Origin of the sequence: Kitasatospora sp. NBC_01266, assembly GCF_036242395.1 — a bacterium.
Classification (GTDB): domain Bacteria; phylum Actinomycetota; class Actinomycetes; order Streptomycetales; family Streptomycetaceae; genus Kitasatospora.
Genome location: NZ_CP108458.1, coordinates 5,583,424 through 5,597,434, shown reverse-complemented (window position 1 = coordinate 5,597,434; position 14,011 = coordinate 5,583,424). Strand labels below are relative to the sequence as shown.

The following is a 14,011-nucleotide window of genomic DNA, read 5'->3' as shown; positions in this document are numbered from 1 at the left end:
CCAGCCGGATTCGCCGGAGCCCCTCGGTACCCCCCAGCAGTCGGAGCCGGACGCCATCCCGGGCGACCGGTTGACCAGCGGCGAACCCGAGGTCGACACGGACCTCGACGAGGAGGACGGCGAGGGCCGCGCGAGCGGGCGCTCCCGGCTGCGCGGCTCGCTGACCCGCCGCCGCGCCACCGGCTTCGGCCGGCTGCGGATGCGCAACTGGCGTATCCGTACCCGCCTGATCGCCCTGCTGCTGCTCCCCGTGGTGGTCGCGCTGGTCTTCGGCGGTCTGCGCATCCAGAGCGCGACGCAGAGCTCGCAGCAACTGGCCCAGATGAGCAACCTGAGCGACCTGGCGGTGAAGGCCACCGCGCTCGCGGACGCGCTGCAGACCGAGCGCGACGTCAGCGCCGGTCCGCTCACCCAGAACCCCGGCGTGCCGAACGACCAGGTCTCCACCGCCCAGCACGCCACCGACCTGGCCACCAAGGCGTACAACGCGCGTGCCGACAGCTTCGACGGCATGGACCTGTCCGGCGGCAACTCGCTGCTGATGCAGGTGCGCACCGACATGGAGCTGCTCTCCAGCACGCGCGACAACGCCTACAACAACGTCGACAACATCGAAGCGACGATCACCGGTTACGACACGATCATCAAGGATCTGCTGTCGATCAGCCAGGACATCGCGCTCGCCTCCTCCAACCCGGACCTGGTCAAGGCCACCCGCGCGCTGGAGCAGTTCTCCGAGGAGAAGGAGAGCAGCTCCGAGCAGCGCGCCCTGATCAGCGCCGCGCTGGCCCGCCCCACCCCCGACATGTCGCCCTCGGACCAGAGCTTCGGCCTGCGTCTGCGCAGCGCGTACACCAACGCGGTCTCCAACTTCAACGCGATCTACGGCCCCAGCGCGGCCTTCAAGCTGCGCGCCCGCCAGGCCAACAACACCAACATCGCGCTGGCCGACCGCTACGCCAACCAGGTGCTGGGCACGAACGGCATCAAGCAGGCCGACCCGCGCACCTACGAGGACTGGTACGAGCAGGCCAGCGTCCGGATCGACACCGACCGCGCGATCGAGAGCACGCTGCTCGACGACCTCAAGGACAAGGCGCACTCGCTGCAGGCGCAGGCCGACAACGACGTGATCGTCAACGGTGTGCTGGTCGCGCTGGTGCTGCTGGTCGCCGTGATCGGCGCCGCCCTGATGGCCCGCTCGATGGTGCGCTCGCTGACCAAGCTGCAGACCGCGGCCGAGGACGTCGCCGAGCGGCGGCTGCCCGAGCTGGTCAAGACGCTCTCCGAGACCGACCCGCAGGACGTGGACGTCACCGTGGCGCCGGTCGGTGTCGACTCGACCGACGAGATCGGCCACGTGGCGCACGCCTTCGACATGGTGCACAGCGAGGCGGTCCGACTGGCCGCCGAGCAGGCGCTGCTCCGCGGCAACATCAACTCGATGTTCACCAACCTCTCGCGCCGCAGCCAGGGCCTGATCCAGCGTCAGCTCTCGCTGATCTCCGAGCTGGAGAGCCGCGAGGCCGACCCGGACCAGCTGGCCAGCCTCTTCAAGCTCGACCACCTGGCCACCCGCATGCGCCGCAACGGCGAGAACCTGCTGGTTCTCGCCGGTGAGGACCCGGGCCGCCGGTGGACCAGGCCCGTTCCGCTGGTCGACGTGCTGCGTGCCTCCGCCTCCGAGGTGGAGCAGTACGAGCGCATCGAACTGGCCACCGTGCCGTCCGCCGAGGTGGCGGGCCGCGTGGTCAACGACCTCGTCCACCTGCTCGCCGAGCTGCTGGAGAACGCGACCTCGTTCTCCAGCCCGCAGACCAGGGTCCGGGTCACCGGCCACGCGCTGCCGGACGGCCGGGTGCTGATCGAGATCCACGACACCGGCATCGGCCTGTCCCCCGACGACCTGGCCGAGATCAACGAGCGACTGGCCAGCCCGCCGACGGTGGACGTCTCGGTCTCCCGCCGCATGGGCCTGTTCGTGGTCGGTCGCCTCTCGCTGCGCCACGGCATCCGGATCCAGCTGCGGCCCAGCGACTCCGGCGGCACCACGGCGCTGGTCATGCTCCCGGTGGACGTCACCAACTCGGCGGACCGGCGCGCTCCGCGTCCGGGCCCGGGTCAGGGCCAGGGTCCGGCTCAGGGCCAGACCGGCCGCGGCCAGCGCGGGGTCGCTCCGACGCCGCGCCAGCAGCGCCCGCTGCCCGGCGGCCCGGCCCCGGCGCTCGGCCAGGGCCCGCAGGGTCCCGGCCAGGGCGGCGCTCCCGGCGGTCGTCCGCAGCTCGGCCAGGGCCCGCAGGGCCCCGGCCAGGGCGGCGCCCCGGCGGCGCCCGCGGCCGGCGGCCTGCCGACCCGCGCGGTCGGCCAGTCGCTGCGCGAGACCCCGCCGTCCGGTCGGCCCGCGCAGCAGGGCGGCGGCCGGCGAACCGGCGCGCCCGCGGGCGGCCCCGGGCTGCCTCGCCGCGGTGGCGCGGCGCCGCAGGCCCCGGCGGGCCTGCCGCACGCTCCGGGTGCCGGTACCCCCGTGCCGCCGCAGGGCGCGACCGGGAACGCTCCCGGACGCGGCGGCGAGCAGCCGCAGCACGGCCGGGCCGACGGTCAGCCGCAGGGACCCAACGTGCGCGGCGATGTCGGTCCGAACGCGCGCTCGGGTGGGCTGCCGCAGCGCCGTCCCGGTCAGCCCGGTCAGACCGGTCAGCCGCCCCAGGGTCAGCAGCAGGGTCAGCCGATGCCCGGCCGGGCCGACCAGCAGGGCCGGCCGCGCCAGGCGCCGACCGGCCGTCCGGTCGGCCAGCCCGGCCGGCCGATGGCCCGGCCGCAGGCACCGGTCGGCGACCCGCAGGGTCCGCCCACCGTGCAGCAGCCGGTGATCGGCCAGGGCATACCCGAGCCGACCCCGGTCGAGAGCACCGTGCCGTTCACCCGGCCGGCCTTCGAGGCCAGCCAGATCGACCCGCGTGACCCGCTGGGCCTCGGCCTGGTCGAGCCGGTGCTGCCGAGCGTGGCCAACCCCGCGCCGCGCCAGGCCGGTTACCAGGAGCAACCGCAGCAGCAGCCGGGCCAGCAGCCGGCGCCCCACCAGGGCGCGCCGCAGCAGTTCGCGCCCCAGCAGGTGGCCCCGCAGCAGATGGCACCGCAGCAGATGGCACCGCAGCAGCCGCAGCAGGTCGCCCCGCAGCAGCAGCCGATGGCACTGCCGCCGCGCCGCTCGCCCGAGCACGGCGCGGCAGCCGGCGACGGCCGCGGCGAGGAGCAGGGCTTCCGCAACGGCGGCGTGAACCGGATGGCCTCGGTCCAGGTCAACCAGCAGCAGGCGGCCGAGCGCCAGCAGGCGTACCAGCCGCAGCGCCCGGGCACCACGGCGCCCGGCTTCGACCAGCAGCCGCAGCCCGGTCGGCCCCAGCAGCCGGCCCAGGGCCAGCAGCCGGGCCAGGGCCAGGAGCGGGCGCCGTTCGGCGGCCCGGGCCAGGGTCCGGGCGACGCGCCCTGGCGGCCGTCCGCCAACGACGAGCGCTGGCGCCGCGCCGAGCAGGTGCGCGAGCCCTCCTCGGACGGGGTCACCCTCTCCGGGCTGCCCCGCCGCACCCCGCAGGCGAACCTGGTGAGCGGCACCGCCGAGGCGGCCCCGCTCACCGGTCCGCAGGTCTCCCGGGCCCCCGAGGAGGTCCGCGGCCGGCTGACCAACCTGCGCCGCGGTATCCAGCAGGGCCGGCGCGCGGGCGCCGAGGCGACCGGGAGCATCCCGGTCCAGAACCTGCCGGGTCAGGGAATGCCGGGCCAGGGACAGCAGTTCGACGGTTCCGGGCGCCCCGCCGGTGCCGACCCAGCACAGGGCGACTACCGTTCTGCCGCGCCGGACCCGAACGCCTCGGGCAACCACGGCGGCTACGGCTTCGGCACTGAGAACCAGGAGCGTTGAGTTGACCCAGATGAGCCAGGCCGCACAGAACCTGAACTGGCTGATCACCAATTTCGTGGACAACACCCCTGGGGTGTCGCACACGGTGGTGGTCTCCGCCGACGGGCTCCTGCTCGCCATGTCCGAGGGCTTCCCCCGCGACCGCGCCGACCAGCTCGCCGCCGTCGCCTCCGGCCTCACCTCCCTGACCTCCGGCGCCAGCCGGATCTTCGAGGGCGGCGACGTCAACCAGACCGTCGTCGAGATGGAACGGGGCTTCCTCTTCCTGATGGCCGTCAGCGACGGCTCCTCCCTCGCCGTCCTCGCCTCCCCCGACTCCGACATCGGCCTGGTCGGCTACGAGATGGCCCTGCTCGTCGACCGCGCCGGCGCCGTCCTCACCCCCGCCCTGCGCGCCGAACTCCAGGGCAGCCTCCTGCACTGACAGGGACTCAGGTCACCCTCCGTCGGTCCCGGCACGACCGGGCCCGACGCCCTACCCCAGAGCTGACGCAATATCAGCCGCAGTGCAAGGAGGATCCCGCATGACCCCGCCCCCGACACCGGCCGGCTCGTACGGCAACGGGTACGGCTCCGGCTACGGCGACCAGAACAACGGCGGCTACGAGCAGCAGCCGCTGGTTCGCCCGTACGCGATGACCGGTGGCCGTACCCGTCCCCGCTACCAGCTGGCCATCGAGGCCCTGATCTCGACCACCGGCAACGCGGCCCGCTCCACCGGCCTGCTGCCCGAGCACCAGCGGATCGTCCAGCTGTGCCAGGAGGTCAAGTCGGTGGCCGAGATCTCGGCCCTGGCCCAGGTGCCGCTCGGGGTGGCCCGGATCCTCGTGGCCGACCTCGCCGAAGCCGGCCTGGTCGCCATCCACCAGCCCGCCGCCGCCGGTGAGTCGGGCGGAACGCCGGACGTCACGCTGCTCGAAAGGGTCCTCAGTGGACTTCGCAAGCTCTAGCCCCGCGGCCGCCACCCGCGCCACCACCTCCGCGAAGATCGTCGTCGCGGGCGGCTTCGGCGTCGGCAAGACCACCCTGGTCGGCGCCGTCTCCGAGATCAACCCGCTGCGCACCGAGGCCGTCATGACCTCCGCCTCCGCGGGCATCGACGACATCAGCAAGGTGTCCGGCAAGACCACCACCACCGTGGCAATGGACTTCGGCCGCATCACGCTCGACGAGGACCTCATCCTCTACCTCTTCGGCACCCCCGGCCAGGACCGCTTCTGGTTCATGTGGGACGACCTCGTCCGCGGCGCCATCGGCGCCGTCGTCCTCGTCGACACCCGCCGCCTCGCCGACTGCTTCCCCGCCCTCGACTACTTCGAGAACAGCGGCCTGCCCTTCGTCGTCGCCCTCAACGGCTTCGACGGACACCAGCCCCACACCCCCGAAGAAGTCCGAGAAGCCCTCCAACTCGGCCCCGACACACCCATCATCACCCTCGACGCCCGACGCCGGGACAGCGCCAAAAGCGCCCTCATCACCCTGGTCGAACACGCACTCCTCGCCCGACTGCGCTGACCATGACGGGGGCCTCGGAGATCCGGGGTCCCCGTTCTGTACGTCGCACGTCACATAACGGGTTCTGTGGATCGCATAACGGTTCGGTAGGCATTTCGGACGTTTTCGTGACACACCGAAGTCGTTCGGGTGCGCTCGGCACATGGCCTCCGATGGTTTGGCTGGTCCTGTGACTGAATGTCCGATATGTGCATCAGTGGGCGGACAGCAAGAGCTGTTTGTCCCGTTCTCCCGCACGTGCTGAAATTCCAGCTACCCCGAGTTGACCCATGGCAGTTCCACCCAGCAGCGGGCTGCGGCCAGGGGTAGCCGCTGGATTGATCCATGGCCGCCTAGCGGCCGAGAGGTTGTTGTCGAGTGAGGCGTAAGCAGCCAGTCACCCCGCAGCGGCGCTCCGAGCCCCGCGAGACGGACCGCAGCGGCCAGAGCACTGCCGGGTTCTCCCCCTTCGCGGCGAACTCCGAGCGCTCCCAGGCCGGCAGCGGCATACCCGGCCGATCGAGCGGCGTGACATCCGAAGTGATCACCGGGGGCGGTGATGATCGTCCAACGCAGGCCAGCCGCTACGAGTTCCTCGCCTTCCGCAACTGGCGGGTGCCGGTCCGGCTGGTGGCGATCATGCTGATCCCGGTCATCCTGGCGCTGGTCTTCGGCGGTATGCGCGTCAACACCTCGTTCGACGACTACGTCAAGGCCACCCACGCCGAGCAGATCGCCCGGCTGGCCCAGGCCGCCACCAACCTGGCCGACGCGCTGGAGAACGAGCGCGACCTCTCGCTGCCCCCGCTGATCACCGGCCAGGACCCGCAGGGTGAGGTCGCCAAGCTGCGGGCCGCCACCGACCAGAAGCTGGCCGCCTACCACGCCGCCTACGCCAAGGTCAGCGGCGACGCCGAAGTCGCCCAGGACGACGAGGCCTTCGAGGGCGACGTCGCCTCGCTGCAGAGCCTGCGGAGCGTCGCCTACACCAAGGACCTGTTCGCCAACGCGACGATCAACGCGTACTCCGTGCTGATCGGCCCGCTGCTCTCGATCGACAGCTCGGTCGGCGCCGGCAGCGCCGCGGGAGTGAACCGCGGCCGCGCCATCTACAACATGTCGCAGACCAAGTCCTACAGCTCGCTGCAGCGCTCCCAGATGCTGATGCTGCTGGTCGGCATCGGCTCCAACCGAACCACCAAGTACGAGAACGCCCAGCTGATCCAGGACCTGCTGGTCACCTCGAACATCGCGCAGAACTCGCTGGCCGCCTTCCAGACCGGTGCCGCCCCCGCCGACAACCACGTCTACGCGGACTCGCTGGTCGCCGAGGCCGAGGCCGACAGCCACCTGCCGCTGCGGATGCCGGACAACGTGACGCTGCCGACCACCGACGGCCTGATGAACATCGGTCTCGCCTACGAGGCGCAGGCCCAGGCCGGCATGTCCGACGGCAAGGACGTGGCCGCCGCGGCCGCGCTGGCCGCCCAGCAGGCCGGTCTGACCCCGCAGAACTGGCTGCAGGCCACCCAGAGCCAGCTCAACCCGCTGCGCAACACCGAGACGAAGCTGCTGGACAGCGTCGTCGGCGACGCCGTCACCGCCAAGGACGGCGCCCAGACCGACGCCATCCTCAACGCCTCGATCGTGGTCGCCGCCCTGGTGCTGGCCGGTCTGCTCACCGGGTTCATCGCCCGCTCGATGATCCTCGGCATGCGCGTGCTCAACACCACCGCGCTGGACATCGCCAACCACCGCCTGCCCGACCTGGTCGAGAAGCTCTCCAAGACCGACCCGGACCGGGTGGACACCAACGTCGAGGCGATCCCGCTGTGGGGCCGCGACGAGATCGGCGAGGTCGCCCGCGCCTTCGACCAGGTCCACCGCCAGGCGGTCACGCTCGCCGCCGAGCAGGCCCTGCTCCGAGGCAACCTGAACGCGATCTTCTCCAACCTCTCGCGCCGCAGCCAGGGTCTGATCCAGCGCCAGCTGGCGCTGATCACCGACCTGGAGAACAACGAGGCCGACCCGGACCAGCTGGAGAACCTCTTCAAGCTGGACCACCTGGCCACCCGTATGCGCCGCAACGGCGAGAACCTGCTGGTTCTGGCCGGTGAGGAGCCGGGTCGCCGCTGGAACACCCCGGTCCCGCTGGTCGACGTGCTGCGCGCCGCCGCCTCCGAGGTGGAGCAGTACGAGCGCATCGAGCTGTCCGGCATCCCCGAGGCCGAGGTGATCGGCGCGGCCGTGACCGACCTCGTCCACCTGCTCGCCGAGCTGCTGGAGAACGCCACCTCGTTCTCCAGCCCGCAGACCCGGGTCACCGTCAACGCGACCCGGCTGCCGGACGGCCGCGTGCTGGTCGAGATCCACGACAAGGGCATCGGCCTGACCGCCGAGGACTTCGCCGAGATCAACGAGAAGCTCGCCGAGCCGCCCACGGTCGACGCCTCGATCTCCCGCCGGATGGGCCTGTTCGTGGTCGGCCGGCTCTCCGACCGGCACGACATCCGGGTCCAGCTGCGCCCCTCGGGCGAGTCGGCCGGCACCACCTCGCTGGTCATGCTCCCGGCCCCGCTCACCCAGATGCGGGTGATGCCGGAGCCGGAGGAGGAGTTCACGGTCTCGCGGATCTTCGCCGAGCAGGCGCCGCAGGAGCCCTGGGCGCACGAGGCCGTCGCGGCCCCGCGCAGCGCGGCCGAACTCGGCTTCGACGACAACCTGGCGCTCGGCGCCCGTGGACAGGGCGGGTTCAGCCCCGCGCTGGACTCGATGCAGCGCTCGCTGCGGCTGGACCAGCGCCGTCGCGCGGCGCTGGAGTCCGGTTCCGAGGAGTCCGCGGACGACTCGCGGTTCACCGGCCAGGACCTGGACGGGCCGGAGTTCGGCGGCCAGGACTACGGCACCCAGGAGTTCGCGGCGCCGGACTTCGGCCAGGGCGACTTCGAGGGTGCCGAGACGGACTACGTCGAGGCCGAGTTCGTCGAGGCCGAGCCTTCGTTCGACCAGCAGGCGCCGTACGAGCAGCAGGGCTACCACCCCCAGGACCACCAGCAGCCCGGCTACCAGGGCCAGTACGACCAGCAGTACGCCGAGCCCGGCTACCAGCAGCCCTACGAGAACTACGGGCAGCAGGGCTACCAGGGCGGCTACTACGCCGACCAGTCGGCCCAGCAGCCGTACGGCTACCAGGAGAACGGCTACCAGGACCAGTACCAGGGCGCCGACTACCAGCAGCCCGGCTACCAGGGCCAGCCGACCGGCTTCGACGGCTTCGCGCCGCGCGACCAGCGTGACCAGCGCGGCCTGACCGACCGACCGGGGCAGTACGACCAGCAGCGCGGCCAGCGCGGCCAGGAGAACGCCGCCGGCCACCCGTACGAGGCCCCGGCGCTGCCGGCTCCGCAGGCCCCGGCGCTGGACTCGGGGCTGCCGCTGCGCCGTCCCGGCCAGCAGTTGAGCAGCGGTCTCGGCTCCCGCTCGATCGGCGGCCAGGCCGCCGGCGAGCAGCCGAACTGGTTCACCGGCGCCAAGGACACCTCGTCCCCCGAACCCGTCGAGCCCACCGGTCACCAGGTGTCCGGCCTCGGGGCCTCGGGCCCGACCGGCCCGACCGGCCCGGCCGCCTGGCAGTCCGCGAACGACGGCGCCTGGCAGCGGGCCGAGCAGGTCCGCGAGCCGGCCGCCGGCGGGGTGACCGGGTCCGGTCTGCCGCGCCGGGTGCCCCGGCAGAACCTGGTCCCCGGGAACGCCAAGCCCGCGGCCACGGACGGCCCGCAGGTCTCCCGCAGCCCCGAGGAGGTCCGCGGCCGGCTGACCAACCTGCGCCGCGGCGTGGAGCAGGGCCGCAACGCCGGCTCCGACGCCGGGCAGACCGGCAGCTTCCGGGTCGACCCTCAGGACATGTCCCAGCCGGGCCGCCCCGGGCACGGACAGCAGAACCACAGCACCGATCTCTTCGGCGGCTCGAACCACCAGGAGCGTTGAGTTGACCCAGATGAGCCAGGCCGCACAGAACCTGAACTGGCTGATCACCAATTTCGTGGACAACACCCCTGGGGTGTCGCACACGGTGGTGGTCTCCGCCGACGGGCTCCTGCTCGCCATGTCCGAGGGCTTCCCCCGCGACCGCGCCGACCAGCTCGCCGCCGTCGCCTCCGGCCTCACCTCCCTGACCTCCGGCGCCAGCCGGATCTTCGAGGGCGGCGACGTCAACCAGACCGTCGTCGAGATGGAACGGGGCTTCCTCTTCCTGATGGCCGTCAGCGACGGCTCCTCCCTCGCCGTCCTCGCCTCCCCCGACTCCGACATCGGCCTGGTCGGCTACGAGATGGCCCTGCTCGTCGACCGCGCCGGCGCCGTCCTCACCCCCGCCCTGCGCGCCGAACTCCAGGGCAGCCTCCTGCACTGAGCAGAAGCGGACCGGTCGTCAGTGTGCTGACGACCGGTCACCACCCTCCCCCGGCTCATCTCTGACGGTCCGTCCGCTCTGCCTGACGGACCGTTGGAGCACCCCGGTGAAGGCGAGCGGTCACCGTCGTAGTACTTGTAGTATCCAGCCGCCCCTTCCGAGCCCGCGGCAACGGGCTCGGCTTCGGGCTTTGTACCGGCACCTCGCACCACCGGCCTCACCCAGTCCCATCGAGGCCGCGCCCCGCACCTTGCACCGCACCGCCGCATCCTGTGAGGAGAGGAACCGTGACACCGCCCGACGATCGCCAGGGCCAGTACGGAGTCCCGTACCCCGGCACCGGCCACGACGCGTTCGGTACGCCCGGCGCAGGCCAAGGCCAGAGCTACGGCAGACCGCAGTACGACCAGTACGGCGACCAGTACGGCCGGCCGGTCCCGCAACAGGGTCAGGCGTACCCGCAGCAGACCCCGCAGGCACCACAGGCACCACAGGCACCGCAGGCCGCTCCGGGCCGCCTTCCCCGCCCTGAGGGCGGCGGGAACCCCGTGGCACCGCAGGCGACCTTCGAGGAGGCGGACACCGGTCCGCTGATCCGCCCGTTCGCGATGACCGGTGGGCGGACCCGGCCCCGGTACGAACTGGCCCTGGAGGCACTGGTCTCGGCCAATGTCGACCAGGACAGGCTCGCCACGCTGCTGCCCGAGCACCAGCGGATCTGCACGCTCTGCGCCACCGAGGTGAAGTCGGTGGCCGAGGTCTCCGCGCTGCTCTCGCTGCCGCTCGGGGTGGCCCGGATCCTCGTGGCCGACCTCGCCGAAGCCGGCCTGGTCGCCATCCACCAGCCCGCCGCCGGGGGCGAATCCGGCAACCAGCCCGACGTCACGCTGCTCGAAAGGGTCCTCAGTGGACTTCGCAAGCTCTAGCCCCGCGGCCGCCACCCGCGCCACCACCTCCGCGAAGATCGTCGTCGCGGGCGGCTTCGGCGTCGGCAAGACCACCCTGGTCGGCGCCGTCTCCGAGATCAACCCGCTGCGCACCGAGGCCGTCATGACCTCCGCCTCCGCGGGCATCGACGACATCAGCAAGGTGTCCGGCAAGACCACCACCACCGTGGCAATGGACTTCGGCCGCATCACGCTCGACGAGGACCTCATCCTCTACCTCTTCGGCACCCCCGGCCAGGACCGCTTCTGGTTCATGTGGGACGACCTCGTCCGCGGCGCCATCGGCGCCGTCGTCCTCGTCGACACCCGCCGCCTCGCCGACTGCTTCCCCGCCCTCGACTACTTCGAGAACAGCGGCCTGCCCTTCGTCGTCGCCCTCAACGGCTTCGACGGACACCAGCCCCACACCCCCGAAGAAGTCCGAGAAGCCCTCCAGCTCGGCCCCGACACACCCATCATCACCCTCGACGCCCGACGCCGGGACAGCGCCAAAAGCGCCCTCATCACCCTGGTCGAACACGCACTCCTCGCCCGACTGCGCTGATCGCACCACTGCGCTGACGCGGTATCGGGGGCCCCGCGGCACGGGGTCCCCGATCTCTCGTCAGCTGCTGGGACGCCGGTTACACCCGGTTCGGTTCCACCAGGTCGGTGTCACGGGGTCGGTGTCACCACGTCCGAGCCACCGCGTCAGTCCTGCGGTGTCACACCGGCCTTGAGCAGGACGTAGGTGTACGCGTCCTCCAGCGCCTGCCAGGAGGCGGCGATCACGTTGTCCGCGACCCCGACCGTGGACCAGGTGGCGGCGCCGTCGGTGGACTCGACCAGCACCCGGGTCCGGGAGGCCGTGCCGTGCTGCCCCTCCAGGATCCGGACCTTGTAGTCCACCAGCTCCAGCCTGGCCAGCTGCGGGTAGATCCGCTCCAGGGCGGTGCGCAGCGCCTTGTCCAGCGCGTCCACCGGGCCGTTGCCCTCCCCGGTGGCCACCATCCGCTCGCCCTTGGCCCAGAGCTTCACGGTGGCCTCGTCGCTCGCCTTGCCCCCCGGGAGCTGCTCGCTGATGGTCCGCCAGGACTCCAGGACGAAGAACCGGGCCCGGCTGCCGTGCGCCTCGTCGCGGAGCAGCAGCTCGAAGGAGGCGTCGGCGGCCTCGTAGGTGTAGCCGAGGTTCTCCTGCGCCTTGACCTTGGCGACCACCCGGCCGACCAGGTCGCGGTCGGTGGACAGGTCGTAGCCGAGTTCCTTGCCCTTGAGCTCGACCGAGGCCCGGCCGGCCATGTCGGAGACCAGCATCCGCATGGTGTTGCCGACCAGTTCGGGGTCGATGTGCTGGTAGAGGTCCGGGTCGACCTTGATGGCGGAGGCGTGCAGGCCGGCCTTGTGCGCGAAGGCCGAGAGCCCGACGTAGGGCTGGTGGGTGGAGGGGGCCAGGTTGACCACCTCGGCGATGGCGTGCGAGATCCGGGTCATCTCGGCCAACTTGCCCGCCGGCAGCACCCGTCGGCCGTACTTGATCTCCAGCGCGCCCACAACCGGGAAGAGGTTGGCGTTGCCGACCCGCTCGCCGTAGCCGTTGGCCGTGCACTGCACGTGGGTGGCGCCCGCGTCCACGGCGGCCAGCGTGTTGGCCACCGCGCAGCCGGTGTCGTCCTGGGCGTGGATGCCGAGCCGGGCGCCGGTGCTCGCCAGCACCTCGGCGACGATCTCGCGCACCCCGCCGGGCAGCATCCCGCCGTTGGTGTCGCAGAGCACCACCACGTCGGCGCCGGCCTCGTGGGCGGTACGGACCACGGCGAGCGCGTAGTCGCGGTTGGCCCGGTACCCGTCGAAGAAGTGCTCGCAGTCGATGAAGACCCGGCGGCCCAGTGCCTTGAGGTGGCTGACGCTGTCGCGGACCATCGCCAGGTTCTCGTCCAGCGTGGTGCGCAGGGCCAGTTCGACGTGGCGGTCGTGCGACTTGGCGACCAGCGTGATCACCGGGGCGCCCGAGTCGACCAGGGCCTTGAGCTGCTGGTCCTCGGCCGCGCTGCCGCCGGCCCGGCGGGTGGCCCCGAAGGCGACCAGCTCGGCGTGCCTGAGGTCCAACTCGACCGCCGCGCGGGCGAAGAACTCGGTGTCCCGGGGGTTGGCGCCGGGCCAGCCGCCCTCGATGAACCCGACCCCGAAGTCGTCCAGGTGCCGTGCGATGGTCAGCTTGTCGGCCACCGTGAGGTTGATGCCCTCGCGCTGCGCGCCGTCGCGCAGGGTGGTGTCGAAAACGTGGAAGCTGTCGTCGGGGTGACGAGTACTGCCGTCGGTCATGGCCCTGGTTTCTCCGTTCGGGGAGAGCTCTGCTGTTGCCGGTCTTCCGTCCCCGGCTCCACTGTCCACCATCCCGCGCGCCACCCGGCCCCGGGCGCCACCTGGTGGGCGGCGCCCGATCCTCCGGGTCCGGCCCGGTGGGCGCGAGGTGGGCGCACCGGGCAAAAACAAAAGACCCCTCGCGGGTGCGAGAGGTCTGCGCGCGGGTCTTGAGACACGGTGGTCGTCCCGCGGGGATCACTGCGGAACGGTCACTGCGGACCGGCGCGCCTGCTGCTAATAATCATCGCGAGCGAGGACACGCTGGAAGTCTGGCACAGGTTCCGGAGAGTGGGCGGGACGTCTCGCGATCCGGGACGGGTGGGTCAGAAGAGGTCGCCGGTGTCGAGCGGGAAGGCGAAGGGGGCGGGGAGGTCGAGGGGGTCGCCGATCTTGACCATGGTGACGTTCTGGTATTCGCCGTCCTCGGGGGCGCTGTGCAGGATCACTTTCCCAGCTGTGCGGTCCACCAGGAGGTAGAGCGGGATGTCGGCTGCCGCACAGCCCCTTCGCTTCTCCTCCCGGTCCTTTCCCAAGCGGCGCGAGGTGACTTCGAGGACCATGAGGACGTCCTGTGGCCTCCACCATGAGTCGGCCCCGCTGAACGCTCCTCGCCTGGCGAAGGTTCCATCCGGGATGTACCGGCCGTCGGGCACGATCAGGCCCTTGGTCGGCGCGAAATCGAGATCCTCGGAAGCCTGTCGACAAACCTGCCGGACAACGCGTCCGATCGCGGTCTCGTGCTCGCCGTCCGGCGGTGGGGTCACGACGATCTTCCCCTCGATGAGCTCGGCCTTGAAGCCCTCAGGCGTCTCCAACGCCAGGAAGGCATCCAGCAGGCCGCCGTCCCCGTGACCGACCTCGGCGTAGTCATGCGTCAGCGCTGACACAGCCCCTCCT

At 71.7% G+C, this 14,011-nt stretch carries 10 protein-coding genes; 8 read left to right on the top strand and 2 right to left on the bottom strand.

Annotation, left to right across the window (positions count from 1 at the left end; genetic code table 11):
- The first annotated feature begins 70 nt into the window (after positions 1–70).
- From OG403_RS24455 to OG403_RS24420, 8 genes are all read left to right on the top strand, one after another.
- Entirely contained in the window at positions 71–3,919 is a 3,849-nt protein-coding gene (locus OG403_RS24455; RefSeq protein ID WP_329567855.1) for a nitrate- and nitrite sensing domain-containing protein, read from the top strand.
- Positions 3,920–3,929: 10 nt separating this feature from the next.
- The gene (locus OG403_RS24450; RefSeq protein ID WP_035797811.1) at positions 3,930–4,343 is read left to right on the top strand and encodes a roadblock/LC7 domain-containing protein; all 414 of its coding nucleotides are present in this window, start codon (positions 3,930–3,932) and stop codon (positions 4,341–4,343) included.
- 100 nt (positions 4,344–4,443) lie between these two features.
- Entirely contained in the window at positions 4,444–4,869 is a 426-nt protein-coding gene (locus OG403_RS24445) for a DUF742 domain-containing protein (protein WP_329567853.1), read from the top strand.
- On the top strand, positions 4,850–5,434 hold the full coding sequence (locus tag OG403_RS24440; protein WP_329567847.1) for a GTP-binding protein: 585 nt from the start codon (positions 4,850–4,852) through the stop codon (positions 5,432–5,434). Before OG403_RS24445 ends, OG403_RS24440 begins: the two co-directional genes overlap by 20 nt.
- A 507-nt stretch (positions 5,435–5,941) precedes the next feature.
- Positions 5,942–9,400 carry a sensor histidine kinase gene (locus OG403_RS24435; RefSeq protein ID WP_329567850.1) on the top strand — a complete coding sequence of 1,153 codons (3,459 nt, stop codon included), beginning with the start codon at positions 5,942–5,944 and terminating at the stop codon, positions 9,398–9,400.
- Between the two features lie 10 nt (positions 9,401–9,410).
- Positions 9,411–9,824: a roadblock/LC7 domain-containing protein gene (locus tag OG403_RS24430; RefSeq protein ID WP_035797811.1), complete on the top strand. Its 414-nt coding sequence runs from the start codon at positions 9,411–9,413 to the stop codon at positions 9,822–9,824.
- Positions 9,825–10,111: 287 nt separating this feature from the next.
- Positions 10,112–10,750, top strand: a complete 639-nt coding sequence (locus OG403_RS24425; protein WP_329567849.1) for a DUF742 domain-containing protein — start codon at positions 10,112–10,114, stop codon at positions 10,748–10,750.
- The gene (locus tag OG403_RS24420; protein WP_329567847.1) at positions 10,731–11,315 is read left to right on the top strand and encodes a GTP-binding protein; all 585 of its coding nucleotides are present in this window, start codon (positions 10,731–10,733) and stop codon (positions 11,313–11,315) included. Before OG403_RS24425 ends, OG403_RS24420 begins: the two co-directional genes overlap by 20 nt.
- Before the next feature lie 146 nt (positions 11,316–11,461).
- On the opposite strand, the gene cimA is transcribed toward OG403_RS24420, so the two are convergent.
- Positions 11,462–13,072: a citramalate synthase gene (gene cimA / locus OG403_RS24415; RefSeq protein WP_329567845.1), complete on the bottom strand. Its 1,611-nt coding sequence runs from the start codon at positions 13,070–13,072 to the stop codon at positions 11,462–11,464.
- Between the two features lie 365 nt (positions 13,073–13,437).
- Positions 13,438–14,001: a Uma2 family endonuclease gene (locus OG403_RS24410; protein ID WP_329567843.1), complete on the bottom strand. Its 564-nt coding sequence runs from the start codon at positions 13,999–14,001 to the stop codon at positions 13,438–13,440.
- Positions 14,002–14,011: the final 10 nt, after the last annotated feature.